The 24494-nt window shown below is 45.9% G+C and carries 24 protein-coding genes and 1 pseudogene; 14 read left to right on the top strand and 11 right to left on the bottom strand.

Annotated elements, in window-relative coordinates; all coding sequences use genetic code 11:
* Window positions 1-384 precede the first annotated feature (384 nt).
* Both QUA40_RS00005 and QUA40_RS00010 read left to right on the top strand, forming a co-directional pair.
* Window positions 385-543: a hypothetical protein gene (locus tag QUA40_RS00005; protein ID WP_333120771.1), complete on the top strand. Its 159-nt coding sequence runs from the start codon at window positions 385-387 to the stop codon at window positions 541-543.
* A gap of 154 nt (window positions 544-697) precedes the next feature.
* The gene (locus QUA40_RS00010; protein ID WP_333120773.1) at window positions 698-919 is read left to right on the top strand and encodes a hypothetical protein; all 222 of its coding nucleotides are present in this window, start codon (window positions 698-700) and stop codon (window positions 917-919) included.
* Window positions 920-999: 80 nt separating this feature from the next.
* On the opposite strand, the pseudogene QUA40_RS00015 reads toward QUA40_RS00010, so the two are convergent.
* Window positions 1000-1118: pseudogene (locus tag QUA40_RS00015) on the bottom strand (DUF4277 domain-containing protein); the annotation flags it as partial.
* Window positions 1119-1194: 76 nt separating this feature from the next.
* Here QUA40_RS00015 and QUA40_RS00020 point away from each other — a divergent pair.
* Window positions 1195-2076 (top strand): hemolysin E, encoded by an 882-nt coding sequence (locus tag QUA40_RS00020; RefSeq protein WP_333120774.1) that lies wholly within the window; start codon window positions 1195-1197, stop codon window positions 2074-2076.
* Window positions 2077-2257: 181 nt separating this feature from the next.
* The gene (locus tag QUA40_RS00025; RefSeq protein ID WP_333120775.1) at window positions 2258-2479 is read left to right on the top strand and encodes a hypothetical protein; all 222 of its coding nucleotides are present in this window, start codon (window positions 2258-2260) and stop codon (window positions 2477-2479) included.
* A gap of 61 nt (window positions 2480-2540) precedes the next feature.
* Here the strand turns inward: QUA40_RS00025 and QUA40_RS00030 are convergent, their stop codons facing one another.
* Complete coding sequence (locus QUA40_RS00030; RefSeq protein WP_445301111.1) at window positions 2541-2966, bottom strand: ATP-binding cassette domain-containing protein; 426 nt, start codon at window positions 2964-2966, stop codon at window positions 2541-2543.
* 317 nt (window positions 2967-3283) lie between these two features.
* Between QUA40_RS00030 and QUA40_RS00035 the strand changes: the two genes are divergently transcribed.
* Both QUA40_RS00035 and metH read left to right on the top strand, forming a co-directional pair.
* Window positions 3284-3412, top strand: coding sequence for a hypothetical protein (locus tag QUA40_RS00035; protein ID WP_333120777.1), 129 nt, complete (start codon window positions 3284-3286; stop codon window positions 3410-3412).
* A 306-nt stretch (window positions 3413-3718) separates the two neighbouring features.
* Complete coding sequence (gene metH, locus QUA40_RS00040; protein WP_333120779.1) at window positions 3719-7270, top strand: methionine synthase; 3552 nt, start codon at window positions 3719-3721, stop codon at window positions 7268-7270.
* A gap of 199 nt (window positions 7271-7469) precedes the next feature.
* On the opposite strand, the gene pstB is transcribed toward metH, so the two are convergent.
* The 7 genes from pstB to QUA40_RS00075 all read right to left on the bottom strand — a co-directional run bounded on the left by pstB (window position 7470) and on the right by QUA40_RS00075 (window position 13877).
* Window positions 7470-8276, bottom strand: a complete 807-nt coding sequence (pstB, locus tag QUA40_RS00045) for a phosphate ABC transporter ATP-binding protein PstB (RefSeq protein ID WP_333120781.1) — start codon at window positions 8274-8276, stop codon at window positions 7470-7472.
* A gap of 37 nt (window positions 8277-8313) precedes the next feature.
* Window positions 8314-9210 carry a phosphate ABC transporter permease PstA gene (gene pstA, locus QUA40_RS00050; protein WP_333120782.1) on the bottom strand — a complete coding sequence of 299 codons (897 nt, stop codon included), beginning with the start codon at window positions 9208-9210 and terminating at the stop codon, window positions 8314-8316.
* Window positions 9211-9215: 5 nt separating this feature from the next.
* Window positions 9216-10160, bottom strand: coding sequence for a phosphate ABC transporter permease subunit PstC (pstC, locus tag QUA40_RS00055; protein ID WP_333120783.1), 945 nt, complete (start codon window positions 10158-10160; stop codon window positions 9216-9218).
* 18 nt (window positions 10161-10178) lie between these two features.
* The gene (locus QUA40_RS00060) at window positions 10179-11168 is read right to left on the bottom strand and encodes a PstS family phosphate ABC transporter substrate-binding protein (protein WP_333120785.1); all 990 of its coding nucleotides are present in this window, start codon (window positions 11166-11168) and stop codon (window positions 10179-10181) included.
* A gap of 50 nt (window positions 11169-11218) precedes the next feature.
* The gene (locus QUA40_RS00065; protein WP_333120786.1) at window positions 11219-12370 is read right to left on the bottom strand and encodes a sulfate ABC transporter substrate-binding protein; all 1152 of its coding nucleotides are present in this window, start codon (window positions 12368-12370) and stop codon (window positions 11219-11221) included.
* A 320-nt stretch (window positions 12371-12690) separates the two neighbouring features.
* The gene (locus tag QUA40_RS00070) at window positions 12691-13314 is read right to left on the bottom strand and encodes a hypothetical protein (protein WP_333120787.1); all 624 of its coding nucleotides are present in this window, start codon (window positions 13312-13314) and stop codon (window positions 12691-12693) included.
* A gap of 236 nt (window positions 13315-13550) precedes the next feature.
* Window positions 13551-13877 (bottom strand): YbjQ family protein, encoded by a 327-nt coding sequence (locus tag QUA40_RS00075; protein ID WP_006634531.1) that lies wholly within the window; start codon window positions 13875-13877, stop codon window positions 13551-13553.
* A 150-nt stretch (window positions 13878-14027) separates the two neighbouring features.
* Here QUA40_RS00075 and QUA40_RS00080 point away from each other — a divergent pair, with 150 nt between their 5' ends.
* Both QUA40_RS00080 and crtO read left to right on the top strand, forming a co-directional pair.
* Complete coding sequence (locus QUA40_RS00080) at window positions 14028-15128, top strand: tetratricopeptide repeat protein (RefSeq protein WP_333120789.1); 1101 nt, start codon at window positions 14028-14030, stop codon at window positions 15126-15128.
* A 432-nt stretch (window positions 15129-15560) separates the two neighbouring features.
* Window positions 15561-17258, top strand: coding sequence for a beta-carotene ketolase CrtO (gene crtO / locus QUA40_RS00085; protein ID WP_333120791.1), 1698 nt, complete (start codon window positions 15561-15563; stop codon window positions 17256-17258).
* 75 nt (window positions 17259-17333) lie between these two features.
* Here the strand turns inward: crtO and QUA40_RS00090 are convergent, their stop codons facing one another.
* A complete protein-coding gene (locus QUA40_RS00090) occupies window positions 17334-17465 on the bottom strand; it encodes a hypothetical protein (RefSeq protein WP_333120793.1) in 132 nt (43 codons plus the stop codon).
* A gap of 290 nt (window positions 17466-17755) precedes the next feature.
* Between QUA40_RS00090 and QUA40_RS00095 the strand changes: the two genes are divergently transcribed.
* From QUA40_RS00095 to QUA40_RS00110, 4 genes are all read left to right on the top strand, one after another.
* Window positions 17756-18856: a saccharopine dehydrogenase NADP-binding domain-containing protein gene (locus tag QUA40_RS00095; RefSeq protein WP_333120794.1), complete on the top strand. Its 1101-nt coding sequence runs from the start codon at window positions 17756-17758 to the stop codon at window positions 18854-18856.
* 387 nt (window positions 18857-19243) lie between these two features.
* A complete protein-coding gene (locus QUA40_RS00100) occupies window positions 19244-19594 on the top strand; it encodes a hypothetical protein (RefSeq protein ID WP_333120796.1) in 351 nt (116 codons plus the stop codon).
* Between the two features lie 283 nt (window positions 19595-19877).
* Window positions 19878-20399, top strand: a complete 522-nt coding sequence (locus QUA40_RS00105) for a hypothetical protein (protein ID WP_333120797.1) — start codon at window positions 19878-19880, stop codon at window positions 20397-20399.
* A gap of 555 nt (window positions 20400-20954) precedes the next feature.
* Window positions 20955-22289 carry a hypothetical protein gene (locus QUA40_RS00110; RefSeq protein WP_333120798.1) on the top strand — a complete coding sequence of 445 codons (1335 nt, stop codon included), beginning with the start codon at window positions 20955-20957 and terminating at the stop codon, window positions 22287-22289.
* Between the two features lie 304 nt (window positions 22290-22593).
* Here the strand turns inward: QUA40_RS00110 and QUA40_RS00115 are convergent, their stop codons facing one another.
* The gene (locus QUA40_RS00115) at window positions 22594-22914 is read right to left on the bottom strand and encodes a hypothetical protein (RefSeq protein ID WP_333120799.1); all 321 of its coding nucleotides are present in this window, start codon (window positions 22912-22914) and stop codon (window positions 22594-22596) included.
* A gap of 112 nt (window positions 22915-23026) precedes the next feature.
* Between QUA40_RS00115 and QUA40_RS00120 the strand changes: the two genes are divergently transcribed.
* Together QUA40_RS00120 and QUA40_RS00125 are read left to right on the top strand one after the other, a co-directional pair.
* Window positions 23027-23920 (top strand): ion channel, encoded by an 894-nt coding sequence (locus QUA40_RS00120; protein ID WP_333120800.1) that lies wholly within the window; start codon window positions 23027-23029, stop codon window positions 23918-23920.
* 57 nt (window positions 23921-23977) lie between these two features.
* Window positions 23978-24325 carry a DUF433 domain-containing protein gene (locus QUA40_RS00125; RefSeq protein ID WP_333120801.1) on the top strand — a complete coding sequence of 116 codons (348 nt, stop codon included), beginning with the start codon at window positions 23978-23980 and terminating at the stop codon, window positions 24323-24325.
* Window positions 24326-24494 lie beyond the last annotated feature (169 nt).

Below are 24494 nucleotides of genomic sequence, written 5' to 3' on the forward strand. Positions count from 1 at the left end.
TCTATCCTTGCTCTTCGCTGTGCTTATCTCAACGGTCAACTTTCAATTTGATGTATTTGCCAAAGTGAGATGCACCCCTGGTGGCGTTGTGAAAGCAACTAATTCCGTTGAAGAAATAAATGAAGTGCAATATGGAGGAGGGGAACATTAATAAACAGGATTTATGCACCCAACCAGAGGGGGAGGGGCAATTTTAGCTGTTAAATTAACCATTTCACAGATAACCTTACTTCAAAAACCGTCCTACAATCCTTGATTTTTTATTATTTTGCATAAGCTAGTAGGGTGGGTACTACCCACCCTATTGCTTTGTGCTTGTACCAGAGTTTTTCTGTTACTCCTATTCAAATTTAGAAGTGTCAAGAGTAATCTACTCTTTAATTGATGAGTTTCAATCCCGGTGTTGCACATTACTGGTGCGGTAGAGCGTTGTCGGGGTTGGGGGATGTGGCGGGTGCTGTGCAGAGTTATCGAAATGCTTTGAGTCGGCATTTGTTTTATCCTGCTCGTGGGGAGGTTAAGGAAGCTTTGGAAGGTTTGTAGATTGTTGTTTTAAAGGGTTTTTGCGGTTGAAACTTTGTTTGGCTGGTGCATCTATTTAATAAAAAGCGTCAAACTCGAAAAAATCACAAATTATCGTTGGAAACTGTCTCCTATACGTACAACTCTCAGATTAGAACTACGGAGATAGCCAACTATGTCAACTATTCAAGTGTATAAATACAATTCTGAGATCTTACTTGGAACAGGCCAAGGAAATATCAATACATCTGATAAAACTGCAACCATCACCCAATGGGAAAAGAGTGCTGGTCTAGAGGTTAAAAAGACATATAAACTGATATCCGATCGGAAGGTCTACCCCAAAGCAGAATGTACTGGCGTAGGACTGCCTACAACCTTCAAAAATGTAGAGTAATCCCCAGTAAGCGATCGCATCAAAATGGTGTTGTGGCTTTAGCATTAGGGGTTTTAGGCGTTTCCCTTAGAAGAACTTCGGATTAGATGTTCGTTGGCTTTACCGATGAAGAATTCTTCAGTTACAGCGGGGCAGCCACAAACCCCAAGCCATTCAGAATCATTGCTTTGACCACTTGCCCCGTACTTACGACTTGTTTTCAACTTCAAAAAATTCACAAATTGTTCTCTGAATCGTCTCAAGAGTGTAGTGATCAAGGAAAAGGAAATAAAAAGATGGTTGCTCAATCAATACCACAGGTTGAAATTGTACAAAAAGGTTTAGAAGCAAGTGACAAAGCGCTAGAACTATATAACAAGGTCATTGACCAGGTGATACCATGGAAGACATTTGAAGACACAATAAAAGAGTTGACAAAATTTGAAAAAGAGTACTCGGAAAAAGCTGCGATTCTAGTAGGGGAAATAAAGACCTTACTTATGAATAGCAACGACGATTACCTAAAAGCAGTGCAGTCGGTATACGAGTGGTGTGGACTGGCTTCCCAACTGCTCAAGGCTTACTTGCAATTGTTCGACAATTACAATACGAAAACGGCGGAAGGTCAGAAAGTCATCCTGTTAAAAGTGCTAGAAGAGGGTATAACAAAGATGACGCTAGCGCAGGATTCCCTCAGCAAAAGTTCTAAGAGCTTCAACGATGCTTCGGGAAAACTCGCTACACTGAACAACCAACTGGGCGAAGACTTCAATAAAGGAAGCAGTTACTACGAGAGCCAGGTTGACAATCTCCGCAAGCAGGCATACGGGGGAGCTGCGGCTGGAGCAGTGTTGGGGCCCTTCGGACTAATCATCAGCTATGCCATCGCCGCAGGTGTCTTAGAAGGAAAACTGATTCCCGAGCTGCAACATAAGCTTGAAGAGGTGAAAAGGTCTTTTGAGAGAATGAAATCCCTAGTAGAAACAGCAGATAAAGACATTACAACTACGAAAGGACTGCTGAAAGATGAGATACAAAAAATAGGTGATATTAAAGTTACGACGCAGACGACAATGACATACGTTGACCTTGATGATGTGCTAATAAACGCCTTGAAAAAATCAGCCTGGAAGTTGATCCAGCAGTGCGACGAATATATGAAACGCCACCAGTCGTGACAGGTTAAGAAAAGAGGACGAATGTCAATAAGTATCCCTCTTCTGTCACTCTCTGGGAAGGCGATCTCATGTGACAGTTGCGTAAGCCCTGAATAGCTTGTAGCTGGAGTAGCGATCGCCCTTCATCTCAACCAAAAAGCGATCGCCTTCCCCAAAAAGAAAAGCGATCGTTTTCCATTAGATGAAAGAAAAATTCTTCAACAATGGTTTGTCCCAGGAAAAGCGATCGCGATCGCCCTTCATCTCAACCAAAAAGCGATCGCCTTCCCCAAAAAGAAAAGCGATCGTTTTCCATGAGATGAAAGAAAAATTCTTCAACAATGGTTTGTGCCAGGAAAAGCGATCGCGCTTCATCCAAAACAACCAAACCATCCTCTGCGAACGCTATATTTTTGACCAATAAACAAAGATGAACACAGCTAATAAACATCTGCGTTCATCTGTGAACATCTGCGGTAAAAAAACTACTCCTCATCCGCATCGTGGGCAAATCGACGGAACAAGTAATCTAGCGCATAGTTCCGCAAATTATAATATTCCGGATCTTCCATGATTTGCGATCGATCGCGCGGACGTGGAAAAGGAATCTGCATCACTTCCCCCATATTCGCCGCTGGGCCATTAGTCATCATCACCAACTTATCTGCCAAAAACAAAGCTTCATTAATATCGTGAGTGATCATCAACACCGTACAGCGATGATCCGTCCATATTTTCAGCAATTCTTCCTGCAATTCTTCCTTCGTAATTGCATCCAAAGCGCCGAAAGGTTCATCCAATATTAACACTTTTGGACGGATTGCTAAAGCGCGGGCGATCGAAACCCGTTGTTTCATCCCGCCGGAAATTTGGGTAGGTTTTTTATCCGCTGCTTCTGTTAGTCCCACCATTGCCAAATGTTCTTTCGCGATCGCTCTTTTTTCCGGTTCTCATTTGTTAGGATGAATCGAATCTTACCAATTAAACATTTTCAAACACCATCAACCAAGGCAGCAAAACATATAGCATTTCTTAAAAATATGAGGTGCACGAGATTCCCTGAATATCGGGACTTTCAAGCCTTATTACATACCTCATCTATCTGAGAAATGCTATAGCATTTAGAGTCGGCAATGCCCACCCTATACTTGGACTAATGTGAACCTGGCAATGTTCAACACTAACCTTGCTGCCGTAAACACTCTCAGAAAGTTCTGAGGAACAACCAATGGGATCTGAGCGAATTCCGTCTATTCGTAGAAGAAACACTCAAACAATGGCTTGTGCTAGGAGTAGCGATCGCGATCGTACTTACCAGCATAACTACGAGATAGCCGAGAATCCGATCGCCCTTTAACATCACTCGTTTAATTATTTCGATCGCATTTTCGGAAAATTCCCCAACAGTTAAGCGAAAAAATCCCTCACAACTCGCCCGTTTTTCCCCCCGCAGCCTCATCCACAACAGAATTTTGACAAGAATCCAGGGCGATCGGTAAAATTACAGGTACGATGGCTACGCCCCGGCTTGCGCCTACGAACTATTGTCAGCAGCATTAAATCCTTCAGTAATTAGTCGTTTGCCAACAGTCACATAATTGTTGACAATATTGCACAATAGATAAAATTGTAAATATATAGCACCTGTCTTTTTTTACCGCTTATGAATAGCAGATTCCTCGATCGCCTCCACCACCCCTCACGCCCCGTCATCGTCTTCGACGGCGCAATGGGAACCAACCTGCAAGTCCAAAACCTCACCGCAGAAGACTTTGGCGGCAAAGAATACGAAGGTTGCAACGAATATCTCGTCCACACAAAACCCGAAGCCGTCGCCAACGTGCACCGGGGATTCCTCGAAGCCGGGGCCGATGTCATCGAAACAGACACCTTCGGCGCTGCTTCCATCGTGCTCGCCGAATACGATTTGGCAGACAAAGCATATTATCTCAACAAAACAGCAGCCGAACTCGCCAAGGGTATCGCCGCCGAATTTGACACGCCAGAAAAACCTCGATTTGTCGCAGGATCGATCGGGCCAGGCACCAAATTGCCAACATTAGGACACATTGATTTTGACACACTCACCGCTGCTTTTGCCGAACAAGCAGAAGGACTTTATGACGGCGGCGTTGACTTATTTATTGTCGAAACTTGTCAAGATGTGCTGCAAATTAAATCAGCATTAAATGCCATTGAAGAAGTATTTAAGAAAAAAAGTGCGCGAATTCCGTTAATGGTATCAGTCACAATGGAAGCCACCGGCACAATGTTAGTCGGTTCCGACATCAGCGCCGCCCTAGCCATTTTGCAGCCCTACCCGATCGACATTTTAGGCCTGAACTGCGCCACCGGGCCCGATCGCATGGCCGAACACGTCAAATACCTTTCCGAACATTCGCCCTTCGTCGTTTCCTGCGTTCCCAACGCTGGTTTACCCGAAAACATCGGCGGGCACGCGCACTACAAACTCACGCCAATAGAATTAAAAATGGCCTTGATGCGCTTTGTCGAAGACTTAGGCGTGCAAGTCATCGGCGGCTGCTGCGGCACCCGCTACGATCACATCCGCGAACTATCAGAAATTGGCAAAACTCTTAAACCCAAAATCCGCGAAATTACTTGGGAACCATCCGCCGCCTCAATTTATAGCGCCCAACCCTACGAACAAGAGAATTCTTTCTTAATTGTCGGCGAAAGACTCAACGCCAGCGGTTCCAAAAAATGCCGCGATTTGCTAAACGCCGAAGACTGGGACGGTTTAGTAGCAATGGCCAGGGAACAAGTGCGAGAAGGCGCGCACATTCTCGATGTTAACGTTGATTATGTCGGCCGCGACGGCGTGCGCGACATGAAAGAATTAGTTTCCCGCGTGGTGACTAATGCAACTCTCCCTTTAATGCTGGATTCCACCGAATGGGAAAAGATGGAAGCCGGCTTAAAAGTTGCGGGCGGCAAATGTTTGCTGAATTCCACTAACTACGAAGACGGAGAACCGCGTTTTTATCAAGTTTTAGAGTTGGCGAAAAAATACGGCGCGGGCATAGTTATCGGTACAATTGACGAAGACGGTATGGCCAGAACTGCTGACCAAAAATTTGCGATCGCCCAGCGCGCATATAACGCCGCCGTCGCCTACGGAATTCCCGCCGAGGAAATCTTTTTTGACACCCTAGCTTTGCCAATTTCTACCGGGATAGAAGAAGACCGAAAAAACGGCAAAGCTACCATCGAATCCATCCGCCGCATCCGCCAAGAATTGCCAGGATGTCACGTCATCTTAGGAGTTTCTAACATTTCCTTCGGCTTGAATCCGGCGGCGCGGCAAGTTTTAAATTCCATGTTTTTGCACGAAGCAATGCAAGCGGGGATGGACTCGGCAATTGTCAGCCCTAATAAGATTTTGCCCCTCGCCAAAATCGACCCCCAACACCAAGAAATCTGCCGTAAACTCATTTACGACGAACGGGAGTTTGACGGCGATATTTGCATTTACGACCCCTTGGGCGACCTGACAACGGTGTTTGCGGGCAAAACTACCAAGCGCGATCGTACAGAAGACGCCAACCTCCCGGTAGAAGAACGCCTCAAGCAGCACATCATCGACGGCGAACGCATTGGACTAGATATCCAACTCGCCAAAGCCTTAGAAACCTATCCGCCCCTGCAAATTATCAATACCTTCTTGCTAGACGGCATGAAAGTAGTCGGAGAATTGTTCGGTTCGGGACAAATGCAACTGCCATTTGTATTGCAGTCAGCAGAAACAATGAAAGCGGCAGTTGCCTATTTAGAACCGCACATGGAAAAGTCCGAATCCGGGGACAACGCCAAAGGAACATTCATCATCGCTACTGTCAAAGGCGACGTTCACGACATCGGCAAAAACTTGGTTGATATTATCCTATCAAACAACGGCTACCGAGTGATTAACTTGGGTATTAAACAGCCAGTTGACAATATCATCGAAGCCTACGAAAAGCACAAAGCCGACTGTATTGCCATGAGTGGCTTGCTGGTAAAATCCACCGCATTCATGAAAGAAAATCTGGAAGTATTCAACCAGAAAGGAATCACGGTTCCGGTAATTTTGGGCGGCGCGGCTTTGACTCCCAAGTTTGTGCATGAAGACTGCCAAAATACTTACAAAGGTAAAGTTGTTTACGGCAAAGATGCGTTTTCCGACTTGCACTTTATGGACAAACTCATGCCAGCCAAATCTGCTGGTAAATGGGAAGACTTGCAAGGATTTTTAGATGAAACTGAAAATGGCAATGGGGGGGTTAAAAAAGTTAAAACTTCGCCAGAAACTTCTGTAGAAGATACCAAGAAAGCAGACACTCCTGTGGTGATAGATACCAGCCGATCCGAAGCAGTTGCTGCAGATATCGATCGCCCGAATCCTCCTTTTTGGGGAACGAAACTGTTGCAGGGAGAAGACATCCCCTTTGAGGAGATTTTCTGGCACTTAGATTTGCAAGCTTTAGTTGCCGGTCAGTGGCAGTTCCGCAAACCCAAAGACCAATCGCGGGAAGAATACGATGCTTTCTTAGCTGAAACAGTTTATCCCATCTTGGAAGAGTGGAAACACAAAATTATTACCGAAAAGTTACTGCACCCGCAAGCAATTTACGGGTATTTTCCCTGTCAAGCTGAAGGCAATTCTTTGTATTTGTACGATCCAGAAATCATGGCTGGCGGGCAAGATGTATCGACACCCGCTGCAACATTCACATTTCCCCGCCAAAAATCGGGGCGCAGGCTGTGCATTGCCGACTTCTTTGCGCCCAAAGAATCGGGTAAAATCGATGTATTTCCGATGCAAGTAGCGACGGTGGGAGAAGTTGCTACGGAGTACGCGCAAAAGCTCTTTGCTAACAATCAATATACCGATTATCTCTACTTCCACGGGTTGGCGGTACAGACAGCGGAAGCAATAGCAGAATGGACTCACGCGCGAATTCGGCGGGAATTGGGATTTGGTAGCGAAGAACCGGACAACATTCGCGATATGCTAGCCCAAAGATATCGCGGTTCGCGGTACAGTTTCGGCTATCCCGCTTGTCCGAACATGACGGATCAGTACAAGCAATTGGATTTGTTAAAGTGCGATCGTATCAACCTCTACATGGATGAAAGCGAACAACTTTATCCGGAACAATCAACAACCGCAATTATCACCTATCACCCAGCAGCCAAATACTTCACCGCTTAATTTCTAGGGTGCGCCCCGCGCACATTCCTCGGTGAATTATACTCGTTACCAGGCTCTTCCTGGTAACGCAGCTCCAGAGTCTCTGGTTCCACTTACAGCCGTAAAGCTTCTAGTATCGTTCCCAAAACTGTCCGGAGTATTGGCCCAGAAGGTAATGTCATTGCTGACAAGGCGTAACGTCTAAATCTGACACTTGCGTTTAACCAAAGCGTCCACTAATGTACTCTTCGGCTTCTTTGGTTTGGGGAGAATGGAAAATTTGTTCAGTGGAACCAAACTCCACCAATTTGCCGCGTCGTTTGCCTTGATCGTCGGTTTCTGTATTGAAAAATGCCGTCCAATCCGCGATTCTTGACGCTTGTTGCATATTGTGAGTCACCGTAATAATTGTGTATCGTTCCTTAAGTTCTAAGCACAGTTCTTCGACCTGTCGCGTAGAAATGGGGTCGAGAGCAGAGCAAGGTTCATCCATCAATAAAACATCGGGCTTCATAGCGATCGCGCGGGCAATACAAAGCCTTTGTTGTTGTCCCCCGGATAACGCCGTTCCTTTCTCTTGCAGTTTATCCTTAACCTCTTTCCAGATAGCTGCTTGTGTGAGGGAAGATTCCACTAATTCATCCAGATTTCCTTGATATCCGTTGGTTCGGGGGGCATAGGCAATATTTTCATAAATGCTCTTGGGAAACGGATTCGGTCTTTGAAACACCATTCCCACCTGTCGCCGCAATTTGACGGGATTCACTTGCGGATCGTAAATATTACGGTTGCGGTAAATGAGTTTCCCTTCCACCTTGGCACCAGGGATTAAATCATTCATGCGATTGAAGCAACGCAATAAGGTACTTTTGCCACAGCCTGAAGGGCCGATAAAGGCCACAATTTTTTGACGGGGAATTTTGATATAGACATCGACCAGGGCTAAAAAGCCATTGTAATAAACCTTTACGCCTTCTGCATCAAACGCACTATCGTCCGTGTTGAGTTTGGTATTACTGTTAGTCATCTGAAATAGTCTCCTTAATCTTGACAACTCAAGTTAATTAATGGGTGGAATAGCGTTGGCGCAGATAGATAGCGACGCCATTAAGCCCCAAAATCAAGATAATCAGCACAATAATCGTCGCTGCGGCTGCACTGGCAAACCCCGGTTCAGGACGAGTGATATAGCTGAAAATTTGAATGGGTAACGCCATAAATCGTTGGAATAAACCCGGATTAAACGTGAGGAAACTGACAGCACCCACGACCACCAAAGAAGCAGCATCCCCCATGGCGCGGGAGACAGAAATAATAATACCCGTAAGAATTCCCGGAATGGCATAGGGTAAGACATGGTGTTGAATGGTTTGCCATTTGGTAGTTCCCAGTCCATAGGAAGCATTTCTCAGGGAATCGGGAACGGCGCGGATGGCCTCCCTTGCCGTGACGATAATGACAGGTAAAGACAATAGGGCAAGAGTTAATGCCCCCGAAATCAAGGTAGGCCCAAACCCTAGTAAATAGTTAAAGACCCCTAAACCCAGTAAGCCATAGACAATAGAAGGAATCCCCGCTAAATTCCCGATATTTATCTCAATCACGGCAGTCCACCACTTTTTAGGGGCGTATTCCTCTAGGTACAAAGCAGCCCCTACCCCAATGGGAACCGCAACCAGAAGGACGATTAGTCCCAGAAAGAAACTCCCAATAATGGCTGGACGGATACCTCCGCGTTCGGCAAAACGGGAAGGCGTTTCCGTGAGAAACCCCGGTGTTAGCAATCTGCCAAGTCCATCATGAAGGATATTAAGAACCAGTAAGGCGAGGACAAATAAACCGATGAGTAACCCAATTAAGAATAGATACTCAAAGACTTTACCGATCGCTTCTCGGCGTTCTAGGTTATCGGTAAATTCGGCAGTGTTGACGGAATTGTTTGTTGAAGTTGATTTAACCATAGCAATCAGTCGTATTTTTCCTTAAAGCGACTAGAAATCCAGAAACTGGCCATATTGAGAGACAATGTAATCACGAACAGAACTGCTCCCACCGCATACAAAGTCTTAAAACTGAGGCTACCCCTGGGACTATCTCCCCCCGAAATCTCCGCCATAAAAGCGGTCAGGGTGGCGACGGATTCCATGAAATTGAAAGTGAGGCGAGGCTGCGATCCAGCCGCAATCAGAACGGTCATGGTTTCTCCCACTGCGCGGGAAACGCCTAAAATAATCGAAGCCATAATCCCAGACAAGGCCGCCGGAAGAACCACTTTAAAAATGGTTTCTAGTTTGGTAATGCCCAAGGCATAGGAACCTTCCCGCAGAGAACGGGGAACCGATTGAATGGCATCTAAGCTGATGGAACCGACGGTGGGGGTGATCATAATGCCCATCATCAACCCAGCGCTGAGGGCATTAAAAATCTCTAAGGGGAAAAGATGCCGCAGAACCGGAGTGACAAAAAGCAAAGCAAAGTAACCATAAACTACTGTGGGAATTCCCCCCAATAACTCCACTGCAGGGCGTAACACGGCTGCCACTTTCGGTTGGGCATATTCACTCAGGTAAATGGCTGAAGACAACCCCAAGGGGACCGCCACAGCCATAGCGATCGCAGAGGTTAAAAACGTTCCATTCAGCAGCGGCCAGATGCCAAAATGGGGATCGGCAAACAAGGGAGTCCATCGGGTATCCAGAAAAAACTGGGCTAAAGAAACTTCTTGGAAAAAACCCAAAGTCTCTTGGAAAATGATCCAGACAATACCAAAGGTTGTGGCAACGGACACGAAGGCACAGGCAAATAAAACCGCACCAATAATCTTTTCTGGGACATCTTCCGAAGCCTTCTTAAGCAATAAGTCATCCGCAGCGAAAAGGGAGTCATCAAAGGAACTAGGAGTTAGGGTCATGGGCTTGAGATTTCCTCCTTAAATAAAGTTAGTAATGGGTTCACCGGGTTTGGCTTTTTTGAATTTCGTTCCGGTTTCACGCCGCTCAAATTTTTGCTTAGTTTTCACATAAGCTTCATCAGGTAACGCCACATAGCCCACACCATCTACCCATTTCCAAGAATTTTCTAGATAGAATTTCACGAATCTTTCCAGGGAAGGATTGGTTTCAAGGGCTTTTTTATTGACGTAGATAAAGAGGGGGCGAGAGAGGGGGCTATAGATATTTCTCAGAACGTTATCAAGGGGAACTGGTTTAACACATTTTCCATCCGCATTTTCAATTGCCACCTCGTTCAATTTGTCTTGGTTTTGGAGCAAGAAGGCAATTCCCAGATAGGCCACTCCCGATTTATTGCCAATCACCCCTTGAACGAGGGTATTTTGGTTGCGACTGGGGGTAAAGTCGGTACGACTATTTTTCCTTTTACCCGTTACGGCTTGGGTGAAATAATCAAAGGTTCCTGTATCGGAAGGAGGGGCAAACAGCAACAGTTTTTCGTCGGGAAAGTCGGGATTGATTTGCTTCCAACTGGTAATCTTGCCTTCGGATTTGGCATTCCACATTATGTCTAATTCTTTAATCGTTAGACATTTGGCAAAGTTATTTTCCTTATTAACCACTACCGCAAGACCATCAAGTGCCATCGGCAGTTCAATAAATTCGATTCCTTTGTCGGCACATTTTTTGATTTCTTCCTCTCTGATGGTGCGAGAAGCCCCCGCAATCTCAAGGTTTCCAGCACAAAACTTGCTAAACCCTCCCCCTGTGCCACTGGCAGCGACGCTGACTTGGGCATTGGGATAAAGTTTTTGGTATTCTTCGGCGACGGCGAGGGAAACGCTAAAGCCCACAGCACCACCATCAATACTGATTTGCTGTTCCTTATCTCCTGAATTGTCACAACTCGTCATCAGGTTGCCCATGACGATGAGAGGGATTAGGTAAAACCAACGAGAAAATTTCATAGCATTTGAGTGTAAGTTTGGAAAAATGAAAGTGAATTAGGTGTTTAGGTTCAGAACTTTCCCTTAATTTGGTCAAAGATGGCACCGTTTGCAAAAAACTGCTCTTTTATCAAAGGCCACCCTCCTAAATCTTGAGCATTGAACAAAGTTTTAATTGGGGGAAATTGCACCTCTGCGCCTTGAGCGATAAAGGGATTGACCGAACGGTAGCCTAATTTGGCGAATTCTTGCTGAGCTTCGTCTGAATAGAGAAAATCGACAAAGGCTGCTGCCACTTCTCTCGTTCTATGCTTATCAACGTTTTTATCAACTATTGCCACGGGATTATCGATAGAGATATTGAGGGGAGGAACAAAGTAACTGGTTTTTGGTCCCTTCGTTCCAGCTAAAATCACTTCATTTTCATAGGTGATTAAGGCATCTCCCTGACCTTGTTGGAAGAATAAGTCGCTGGCTTCGCGGGCATCTTTGGTTAGGGTGGGAATCTTTTTATAGATTTTGCCCACAAAATCAAGGGCTTGTTGAGGTTCGCCTCCTTCTTGGGTTACTGACCCCCACAGACCTAAAAATTGCCAAACGCCAATACCCGATGTTTGAGGATTTGCTGCAATCACGTTTACATCTTCTTTGGCTAAATCTGCCCAAGTTTTAATATCTTTGGGGTTGCCTTCTCGGGTGACAATTGCCGCCACAGAATGACTAACTACTCCCCGTCTAGGAGCTCTGTCCTCCCAGCCAAAATTAATCAAACCAGCTTCTTCGATGCGAACCACATCCAATGGGAGGGCAAGATGCACCACATCGGCTTCTTGTTTACCGGCAATGATATCGTCGGTTTGCGCTAAAGACCCACCATAACTGCGTTCAAAAATGACGTTTTGGTTGTGCTCTTTCTTCCACTTTTCAATAAATTTAGGGACGATTTGGTCATGGGCCGCTTTCGTCACCGAGAAGGAAACTAGGTTGAGCTTGATATCGCCTTGATTAGCCCCACTCGCTGCTGAGCAAGCAGCAATTGATGTAGTTAGAATTACAGCTAGTAAAAACAAGACGATGTACGCTTGGACTGACCGTCCTAGATGCTGGGCTTTTTTGAGAAATTGCCCAGAAAATCGCACCAATTGGGAACTGGCTGCGATCGCAAATTTTAGAGACTGAACGATCGAAGTCACTGAATTTTGCCAAACTTGTTGTTGATTCACCGATACTTTTTCTTTAACTACGGTATTTCTATCAAGTTTTCGTAGTTACTTTTAGGAGTATAGAGTCATCAAATTAAAGTTTTCAGTTTTCTTAATATTTTTTTTAATAAATTGTCTTAACCTACCGCTACCATGACAAAGAGTCCAAACTCACACGCGCCTGCCGTGGTCGCTAAACAGAACTGACTAACTTTAAAAACCTGGACGCAAAGCCTCAAGAAATGGGTTCCTCGCTAGAACTTGGAAACGAGAAACCAACAAAAAAGCACCTTGAAAAAAGTGCTTTCATGAATATGAACTTTCCTTGTCTGACGAAACTTTTACGAGTAATTCCGGGGAGTGCGCGCACCGGCAGATGCTCCTACCATCGAAGCAACTAAACCCAATAGCGAGCCGAACAAAAACGACCAACCAGCTTTCGCGGCATTACCAGCAATATTGCGAGCATCCTGAGCAGATACGTTAGGTGCTCGGTTCGGCAAATTGACCCCGCCCTGCTGCGCTTGATTAATTGCTTCTCCCGCATTCGCAGCTATTACGCCAAAAGTACCGGCCACGCCATTTGCTAACAGCCAAGAGCCAATTGTTAAGGTAGTTGCCCACAAAATTGCTCCGTTCAAAAGCGCTGTGTTGCGATTCATGGGGCCGCAAGCGCGAGCAGTTACCCAACCGCCAACGGCCAAGCTAATTAATAAACTGATAATTGACCAAATTCCGACGCCGGCACCCACGTCCCCTGAAATACTGCGCGGAGCTCCTGAATGAGCAATGTTGCTCAACCCGATCGCAGCGCCCAATGCACTTAACACCAGTTGTGTGCCGATCGCAATTACCAAACCTGAAAAAATCGGGCCCCAACGTACTCGATCGTGGTATTCCATCATTGAATTCACAACCACGGGTTCGGTACCAACGTTATCTACAGGTCTATTTACGTATGACATAGCTTTTTTTTTCCTCTGAGAGTTGCTTTAATTTTTAACCATCTTTCACCTAAGCATTGATTGTGGCTGAGATTGATAAAAACTATATCTGCCTGGGGAAATAACCAGTCTCTATGTCTGAAGAAAGAAACAAAAAAGTCATCAACCCTCACCCAGTCGCTATTAGCTAATGACTGATGAGTGATGACTATTTTATCCCGTTAGAAAACTTCGCGGACGTATACAGGAAAGACAGCTTAACGCAATCTTACAGCCGTTCCCACGGCAGTAATCAGCAGCAAAGCCCCGTTCGAGTCTACATTAATCGTGCCGGTGTCAACTTCCACCCCGATTACGGCATTGGCGCCGAGGCGCTGGGCCCGTTTTTCCAGTTCCGCGAGGGCATCTCGCTGTCCTTTGAGAAACACTTCCTCGTAACTGCCGGTGCGCCCGCCGATGATGTCGCGAATGCCCGCGAAGAAATCTCGCAGGGCATTGGTGCCGTAAACCACCTCAGCAGTTACAATTCCCAGGTAAGATTGAATTTCTGCTCCTTGGATGATATCAGTTGTTGTTACAATCATCAGTTGGCCTCAATCGCGAAAATTTTGAGTGGGTCTTGTTCTGTAGATTTACTACATCTCGCCGCTCAAAGATTCCTGGTAAACCATAAGTGGTCAGCTTGCTAAGCTGACAGCTACTCGCTCTTTCATTCCACACACTCTTTGAAACAAATGGCCGTGTACAAACAAAGTCTCTTGGTATTCAGTACGTTGCTAGTAGCAGGCTTCGCTGTCGCAGCGCCGCAGATAGCGCTCTCAGCAGAAACGTCAGTTGAAGTCAAACCTCAAAATAATTCAAATGTAGATGCTTTGCTGCGACAAGGGCGCGAGTTGGTAGATTTAGGAGACTACAGTAAGGCGATCGCCATTTATCAGGAAGCGGCGCGTTTAGATACGGAAAATCCGCGCATTTTTTCTGGTATTGGCTATTTAGAAGCGCGTCAAGGCAACTATCAAGCCTCAGTAGAATTTTACCAACAAGCGATCGGCCTGCAACCGAACAATGCTGACTTCCAATACGCATTAGGATATGCTATGGCGAATTTGCAAAACTATCCCGCAGCAGCCACAGCTTACCGCCGCGCCGCTGCGCTAGATCGCAAAAATGTCAATGCCCGGCTCGGTCTCGGAGTGGTACTCTTTCAGCAAAAAGATTACAGCGGTTCATTTAAAGCATACCAAGAGGCGATCGCCCTCGATCCGAAAAATTGGCAAGCTTACTCTTCAATGGGTTTAGTATTGATCCAGCAGCGAAGTTTTGCCAGTGCTGTCACCGTACTCCAACAAGCAGCCGAACTAGCTCCCAAACAAGCCGGTGTCCAGTTAAAATTAGGCACTGCTTTACTGCGTGCAGGTTATACTTCCGAAGGGCTAGCAGCTTTTGAAGAAGCTGGCAAATTGGAGCCCCGGAATCCAGAAGTGCAGTTACAAATTGGCGAAATTCTCAAGGAGCAACACGACTTAGACGGAGCGCTGGCAGCTTATCAGCGGGCTATTGTGGTGCGACCAAATTTAGTGGAAGCACACGCAGGAATCGGGGAAATTCAACTGGAAAAACAAGATTTTTTAGGAGCGATTGCAACTTTTGGGCAAGTGATTAAGCTCGATCCAAACAGGGCAGACGCTTATTACAATATGGGTACGGCACTCAAAGCACGCGATCGCAAATCCGAAGCAATTGAAGCTTTTAAACAAGCCCTCGACACTTACCGGCAGCAAGGCAACAATGATGGTGTACAAAAAGCGGAGGCGGCGCTCCAGCAACTAAAGTAATATTTCTCAAGGTACTAATAGGTAATTGGCTAGCAGTTTTGAGTGGGGAGTAAGTAATTTTCCTAGTGCTTAACTCCTGCCACTCGCCGTGTTGCAAGGAAAAAAGCAATCTCAAAACTGTTTCTGTTCCCTATTCCCTATGCCCCCTTTCCTGTTCCTTCTTCCTTCTTACTTCGTTGGCTTAAGTTTTCAATTGAATGCAGATAAATGTGGCTAAATATAGTACAATTTTGGCGCGATTTGAGAGCGACGGTCACTCTGTAAGTTTAAGAAGAAATAAGGGCGATCGCACAACAGCATTTGGTCAAAGCTCCATCTTTTGTAATATGCTAAAATGGCTTAATGACAATGAATCTATTTCTATTGGTAGAGACAGCCAACTTGTTAACATTTGTAAAATAAGCAAAATATCCTATCCCTAGAACTTCATCTATGCAAACGTATGATGTCATTATCATAGGCGCAGGTCACAACGGACTCGTCTGTGCCTCTTATCTGCTGAAAGCTGGATATACTGTCCTCTTGTTAGAAAAACGTTCAGTTCCCGGTGGCGCGGCAACTACCGAAGCTGCGATTCCCGAATTGCCGGATTTTAAATTCAATCTTTGCGCGATCGACCATGAATTTATCCATTTAGGGCCAGTTGTAGAAGAATTAGAACTGGAAAAACACGGTTTAGAATATCTTTTCTGCGATCCAGTTGCCTTTTGTCCGCATCCCGACGGCAAATATTTCTTAGCGCACAAATCTGTAGAAAAAACTTGTGCTGAAATTGCGCGCTACAACGAGCGCGATGCTAAAAAATATGCCGAATATACTAATTTTTGGCAGCGGGCTTTAGGTGCAATGGTTCCGATGTTTAATGCGCCCCCAAAATCCATCATAGATATTCTGGGCAACTACGATACTTCAAAGATCAAAGATTTATTGTCAGTCATCGGTTCCCCCGACAAAACGCTGGACTTTATTCGCACGATGCTCACCAGCGCTGAAGACATTGTTAACGAGTGGTTTGACGAGGAATTTATCAAAGCACCCCTAGCCAGATTCGCCTCAGAACTCGGCGCGCCTCCTTCCCAAAAAACCCTGGCTGTAGGCGCAATTATGCTGGCAATGAGGCACAATCCCGGCATGGCAAGACCGCGCGGAGGGACGGGTGCATTAGTGCAAGCGCTGCTTAATGTAGTGAAAAAATACTCGGGTGTGGTACTTACCGACCAGCACGTCGAGAAAATATTAGTTGATGATGGTCGCGCTGTGGGAGTTAGAGTTGCCGGCGGCACGGAATACCGCGCTACAAAAGGTGTCATTTCTAATATTGATGCTAAGCGCTTGTTTCTGCACTTAATGGACTCGAGCGATGTTGACAGTGCCGACCCGGATTTGCGGGAAAGATTGGAGCGCAAAATTGTTAACAACAACGAAACTATTCTCAAAATAGACTTAGCTCTCAATGAAGCGCCTAGATTCGAGCGCTGGAATCATCGGGACGAATATTTAATCGGGTCGGTTTTAATTGCAGACTCGGTGAGACACGTTGAAATCGCTCACAGCGACCCTTCGATCGGTAGAATTCCCGACTCAGATCCATCGATGTATGTGGTGTTTCCGACGGTACTAGACCCGTCAATGGCTCCCCCCGGACATCATACGGCTTGGATTGAATTTTTTGCTCCTTACATGATCGAAAATGCTGAAGGAACCGGTCAGCACGGTACAGGTTGGACGGATGAGCTGAAAAACAAAGTTGCCGATCGCTGCATTGATAAATTAGCAGAATACGCCCCCAATATCAAAAATTCAATTATCGGCCGCCGCGTGGAAAGTCCGGCGGAATTGGGAGAGCGTTTGGGGGCTTTGAAGGGAAATTATTATCACGTTGATATGACGCTAGATCAGATGATATTTTTCCGTCCTTTACCGGAGTTGGCGAATTACAAAACGCCGATCGACGGTTTGTTCCTCACGGGGGCGGGAACGCATCCGGGCGGCTCGATTTCTGGTATGCCGGGACGCAATACCGCTCGCGTTTTCATGCACTCGCAGCAGCCTTTCGCGCAGACTTTGGCAGATGCGGCTAATTCTCTGAAAGCGAAGGGTAAGTCAGTATTTCGGAGTAATGAGAAGTAAGATTTTTAGCAACCGCAGATGAACGCAGATAAACGCAGATGAATGGGAGCCTTATCTGCGTTTATCTGTATTGATTTATGAGTGTGCGAGTGCGAGAATTTTTTCTGGTTGATTCCCTGTGAACGGAAAACGATTTGCGATCGCCCTCAATACCCTTTCTAAATCCTGTGCATCTTTCGCGCTTGGTGGCGAGGGTTTGCGTTTCATCAAATCGGTTTAAATATTTTTGGATCAGAGAGTATATTCCATCGATAAAATTCTCAATATTAGAAGAACAAGTTAACGCTGAAGGCATTTTTGAACTTAGTGTCGCAGCCAAACCTCTAATGAAAGCAGAACAGGCAAGTCGCTGGTAGAAGTCGCTCCGCATTTCCGGATCAGGGCGATCGCCGCGGATCCCCCAGCATCTCGCATTCTCCTCAATTCATACTTTATGCGGATGAAAACGCCGGCCCCAAGTTGAGAAACTGAGAAATGGCGTTACCCTTTTTTTAGCAATGGCAAATCGAGTTTTGATTGTCGGCGGGCGGGGACGAATTGGCAGCAGCGTTGCCCAAGACCTTGTTACCCATACCGATGCAGAAATTACTATTACCGGACGCAACCCTGAAGGCTCTATTACGCCGGAATTGCCACCGGATCGGGTGCAGTACCAAACTTTAGATTTAGCAGACAGTGCAGCCCTGCACCAAGCGGTTTCATCATCTAACCTCGTCGTTCACTGTGCGGGGCCTTTTCACTACCGAGACGCCAGCGTATTGAAAACTTGCATAGAAGCAGGTGTTAATTATACTGATGTCAGCGACAGCCGCAGTTTTACTCGCAGAGCTTTAGAATTGGGCGAAACTGCTAAAAATGCTGGGATTACTGCTATTATTAATACGGGCATTTTCCCCGGCGTGTCTAACAGCATGGTGCGCCGAGATGTGGAACAATTAGATGAAGCAGAACACATCCATTTGAGTTATGTTGTCGGAGGTTCTGGCGGTGCTGGCGTTACCGTTATGAGAACTACTTTTTTAGGCTTGCAAACCCCTTTTGAGGTTTGGGCCGATCGCAAGTGGCAGCAAGTAAAACCCTACAGCAAGCGCGAAACAATTGAATTTCCCGCACCCTACGGTAAAACAGGGGTTTACTGGTTCGATATGCCGGAAGCAATTACTTTGCCCGAAACTTTCCCCGTCAAATCAGTTGTAACTAAATTCGGTACGTCTCCCGACCTTTACAATCACCTTACCTGGTTTGTTGCTAACTATTGGCCCGCTAGCTGGCTCAAAAATAACTCGGTGATTGAATTTCTATCCTACGTCAGTTACGGGATGACCAGTGTTACTAATAGTTTTAGTGGGGTTGGCGTGGCAGTGCGATCGCAAGTAACTGGTCTCAAAAACGGTCAACCCGCTAAAGTTTGCTCGACAGCGATACACCCCAATGCTGCCGCCGCAACTGGCATCGGTACTGGCAGCATAGCTCAATTAATGTTAGAAGGCAAACTGGAAAAACCTGGCGTTTGGTCGGTAGAACAAGCTCTTTCTACAGAGCTATTTGAACGAGCTATGCAGAACAGAAACCTAGACATAGAGCAGGTGGTTTTGTAGTTCATTTGGTTATTTATAGCAATTTAAAATGTTGGTAAATGGGATTTTTTCCCGAACTGCGAAGACGCGAAAGACGCGCCGAAAGAGAAGACTCAGGGGCTTCGTAATTGATGGGAAAACTCCTAGATAGGGTTCCTCGCAGGAATTGCGCTCGCCCCTCATAGGAGATGAGTTCAGCTTGTCTAACTAATCTATCTTTTGGTAGAAGTAATTCTAACAAGCAGGCGCTTAAGATATTGGACATTATCGGAAACATCCCTTTTCGCTCGCTCTAGATGCGGTAGCTGCGACAAAGATTGCGCTTGAACCAAGGTTGTCAATGTGCGATCGCAGTGAAGGGGCGACAAACACCATAATTTTTGCGGAAAAATACGAGGAGAAGTTGATATGAAGCGGGTTTTAAAAGCTCTCGGACAAACATTGAGCCAAAGCATTTTGCTGGTGTGTACGCTGGCTTTCATTGGTCTGCTAAGTCTAGCAGTAGTACCCAGTCAGGCTGCTTACGCAGGTCAAGACAGAACTCAGGCGCCGCCAGAAGCTAAAATTACTGACCCCGCAGAAAGTTTCGAGGATCTCAATCCCCAAGCAGCTTACGAAGAAATAGTCAAAACATCTCAAAATCCTGCAAAGGTCGAGAAAGCTTACGACGAAAGCTTAAAGGAGTTCAACGGAGAACACCCGCAAGAAGGCATAGTTCAAAAAGCTGAAGATTTGATCGAAAAGGTCACGGGCAAGTAATAAATCAAGAGATTTATATCTAACTCAAGTTGCTGGTAAATACACAGCTTCCGGGAGTAGACAAGTGAGCCGATCTCAGAACTCACTTGAACCTATCTAGGGTGCGCCTCGGCGCACCTTATCGCTTGAGAGTAACGTGTAAAACTACTTTGGGAGTGGAGAAGTATCTTCTCACTTCCCTCGTTTTAAAGCTAGCAGATTCATCCTTAAGGCAGATGAATAGATAGGAATTTAAAAGGTAAATTTAATAATAGTTACAGTTAGATAAAAGGAAAAAAATATCATGAGCGATGACAAAAAAACGGTACATGAACCTGATGCTAACCTCGACCCGCTGTCCGGGGAAAAGGGGGCTCATCCAGTGGGAACGGGTATAGGTGCGGCGAGTGCGGGTGCTGCGGGTGCTGCGATCGGCGGTGCCATCGGCGGGCCTGTAGGAGCAGTTGTCGGCGCTGTTGTGGGTGCGTTTGGCGGCGGTTTGGCGGGCAAAGGTGTGGCCGAGGCGATCGACCCTACGGTAGAAGATGCTTACTGGCAAAGCAACTACAGTTCCCGTCCTTACGCCGACACGAGCGTGACTTACGAAGACTATCAGCCTGCATACCGCACCGGTTATGAGGGATACAGCCGCTATGGCGGTACTGGTAAGCAATTCCACGAGATCGAACCCGATTTGCAGCGCGACTACGAAACAAATCGCGGTAAGTCTAATCTGAAGTGGGAAAAAGCCAAGCACGCCACGCGCGACGCTTGGGAGCGGGTGGAACGCGCTGTTCCTGGCGATATTGACAAAGACGGCCGCTAAGGGCTGACGCCAAGTATTTTTCAGTCTTGGAGGCACACAAACTCAAGCGTTCCGGTTATTTTTAGCCGGGTACCGGAATGGAGGGAAGTGTTTGATCAAAAAAAACCCGGCTGCTGCGTCTTGGACTTTTGTTGAGAGGTAGCACAGTTTTTAACGCGAGTTGAGCGAAGTTTTTGGGGATTTTCAGCCCCTCTCTACATCGGAGAGGGTATTTTTATGCTCGCTTGAAATCGCATTTTTCAGGACGATTTTTATTTCACAGGACTGTTCGCTGCGAGAACTCGCTAGAGAGGTAGAGGCTTTGCTGTGCGGGACGATCGCACTCTTAATAAATAAACGCTTTTTACAAAATCGGGATGCTTGCGTTTGAGATTAACATTTTTTTTTGACTATTAGCCTTAAAATTAAACTTATTCAGGACTGAGGTATCGATCGCATATTTTTGTCATTGTTCGCGATGCGCTTTCTTCAATCGCAGCCGGATCGTAAAGCGTTGGTGGCTTCAAGTCGAATAATTGTTAATCTAAATCCTCTCATTCTAAATTGGTATTACTTGTGGATGAAATGTTGGAAAGAGCTTGGACACTCAAGCAAAATTTAATTGACTTTGTGCTGGATGCTGAGGGAGAGTTGGCGGTAGCTTTGGAAGCTTATGCTGCAGCTCGATCGACCGGCGAACGCTACGACATTGCTCAGCAAAATCAAGTGATTGACAGTTTTACAGTCGAAGCTAAAGTCGGAGAGAAAACGCCGATCGACCTATTTGTCGAAAGTCAGCCGGATTTAACCCAAAGCGATCGCAGCTTGCTAGAAAGTTGGCAACATAGAAGCTTCACCGGCTTATTTGAAATCACTCAGCTTTCCCCCGACAGCTTTGAACTGATGAACTGGCTGACGGCTAAGCACTACGTTGTCAAGCCCAATAGTCCTAATTTTCTTGCAGAAATGTCTCGCTTTAAGTTAGGAGAAATCTTGCGGGGTCGGATTTCTCCCCTTACCGATGACTGGTGGATACTTTCTGGCCCTCCGATACCGATGGGGAAATTGGGCAAGCCGAAGTTGGCTGTGGCGATCGGCAATTTCAAGCAAAATCACAAAAAGAACCTGTACAGCGATGCGCCGGAATTGTTAGAGCAAGCTTGGCAGTCGGTAGAACACTACCACGAAGATTTTACCGAATTTTTTGGCAGTGAGGAAGTGACGCTATCGGGATATTACTTGAATAAACAGTTGGCTGAATTTCAGGAAGTAATCACTAAAAAACGCCTAGCTGATATCGGCGTTGATGGAACTAAATCTCTGGCGGATATCGTTGAAGATGCCGGAGTCGATCGAGAAGAAGTCAAAGCAGCAGCAATCGCGGCTGCAGGTGCCGATGCTAAGGCAGTTGAGGTAATGCTCGACAGCAATGCTAATTCAAAAATGGTAATGCCGAAAGTCGAATTGCCCGATCGCTTCAAGAAAGCCGAACAGGTGACAGCACTTTCTCATCCTCGCTGGGGACAAACCTTTTTGTCTACTTACGCTCAATTTACTGCACTGCTAGCAGCCGAAGACTTTTCAACCGTTCCCGGTTACGAAAAGCTGGTGCGTAACTATCTAGAAGATCCTGCAATTAATGTCTGGATTTGGCAACGGTTAGCTAAAGTTAATCCAGCGAAATTAGAACAAATTTTGCAAACCGTATTGGAACGTACAGACTTTCAGATCGATCGCGATTTAGATGCCCTGCTGCAAGAGTTTAAAAAACCCTTAGAACCCGAACTCCCGGAAATTGCCAGCGTTCCCCTGCACCTGCACAACTTATTTCAGGAAGCTTTAGGCGAAGTTAATAAGTCAAAGTCCAAACCGCAGGAGAAAAAGAAAAGCTCTAAAGGCTTTAAATCCTAACTAGCTAAGTTCGTGGCATACTGCTATGCCCTAATGCGCCGGCTTCGCCAACGGATACTCGATGAGATGGCCACAGCCCAGGGACAGCAGAAACAGAAGGGCAATTTCAAGTATGAGTGCGATCGACCCTAGCCATTTTGGGCGGGTTAGTCTGCATCCGTCGGATAATAAACCATTAAACGAGCTCACAGCTAGCTGTGAGCTTATTGCCCCGTAATATAACTCCAATAGCTTTGCAGTCAGGACTTTAGTTTTTCTTCACCGCGATCGAAAGAACTGAAATCCTCACTACAAACACCTTTTGTTAATCTTCAACTTGTCGGACAGCCATGCGTTGCAGCGGCAGGCTGAGTATGCTAGAAGCAGTCAACAAGTAAGAAAGAACTGTAGTCAGCTTCAAACTGAGCAATAACCAGCTATCCTCTGGTAGGTGAAGTTTCAGCCCGAAAAAAGAGATGCAGTACACTATCCAGTAAGTAAAGCTCATCTTGATTAGGATTTCTTCGCTCAAAGTGCGATCGTCCGTTGGGTGCGAGTTGCGATTATCGCCCAGCAGGACTAGACCCACAATAGATGCCACAAAAGAAACCATAACGAGATAGTCATGCCAGTTAAGCTCAACCATTTCTAAACTCCGCTTTTATCTGAATTTTTGGAATCAGACATCAGTCTAAAGGATAAGTTTTCCAGGTCAAAGCAATAGTTACAAATTGAAACAGCAGTAGTTACAAATCGCAATGAAAATTCACCGCAACCGCCAGGAACAGGCACGTTTAGTCAGCCGCCAAGGACAATTCCCCTTAAATATAGTCAAGTTGGGAGTACCTCGCCTGCATTTTGCCGACCTCTACCACAGGCTGCTAACTCTTTCTTGGCCACAATTTTTGCTGCTGATTTGTCTCTCCTATACAGTCACGAATTCTTTATTTGCCTTAGCTTACTTGGCGGGAGGAGATTGCATTGCTAACGCACGGCCGGGTTCTTTCCCAGATGCCTTTTATTTCAGCGTGCAAACAATGGCGACGATCGGCTACGGCTCTATGTATCCGCGCACGGATTACGCTAATACTATAGTCGCGATCCAAGCGCTTTTTGCTTTGTGGGGAGTGGCGATGGTGACGGGACTGGCTTTTTCGAGATTTTCTCGACCAACAGCTAGAGTTATCTTCAGTCGCGTAGCTGTAATCGCTCCTTTCAACGGCGTTCCGACTCTGATGTACCGCACGGCAAATCAGCGTTTTAACCAAATTTTAGAAGCGCAGCAGCGAGCTACTTTGATCCGTGACGAGGTAACACCGGAAGGAGAATTTATGCGGCGTTTTTACGATTTGCAATTGGTGCGGAGTCAGTCTCCGATTTTTGCCTTAACTTGGACGGTTATGCACGCAATTGAAGAGAGCAGTCCTTTGTACCAACTTACTGCCCAAGACTTGATGGATCAGCAAGCGGAAATTGTAATTACTTTAACAGGAATTGACGAAACAGTTTCGCAAACTATTCATGCGCGACATTCTTTTGTAGCATCTGAAATTATGTGGAATATGCGATTTGTAGATATTCTTTTGAAATCGGCGACGGGAGGGCGGGTGGTTGATTATACTCGGTTTCACGATGTGAAGCCTGTTGAATGAAAGTTTGGATTTAGCCACCAGTGCTAGAATACCTGTAAGGAAAAAAAGTTAATATTTATGAACTCAATAACTGCCAATACGACACTGAAAGAATTGCAACCGCAACTCTTAGCTTTAACTCCCGAAGAGAAGGCTCAAGCTATAGAATTACTAGCCCAAAGTTTAAGAAAATTTTGGTCGGGAATTCAAAAGACTCCCGGCGTGTGCGGCGGCGATGCTTGCATCAGACAAACGCGAATTCCTGTTTGGGTGCTGGTTAATGCTCGCCGTTTAGGTATTTCTGAGGCTGAACTCCTAGAAGACTATCCGACTCTGCGTGCCGCTGACTTGGCGAATGCTTGGGCTTATGCTGAGGCATATCCTGATGAGATTGAAATAGCAATTAGAGAACAGGAAGAGGTATAAACAGTGGCAGATATTTATACCGCGATCGCACAAATCATTAAAACTGAGATATTTTACCATTTTAAATCAGGCTTTTATGAACCGGCAAGATGCCCGTTCCACAAGAAATTCATTATTTGTGGAACGGGCATCTTGCCCGTTCTTGAAAAGGGTACAACATCTCAGTTAA

The sequence above is a fragment of the Microcoleus sp. Pol11C3 genome (assembly GCF_036701485.1).
Taxonomy (GTDB): Bacteria; Cyanobacteriota; Cyanobacteriia; order Cyanobacteriales; family Microcoleaceae; genus Microcoleus.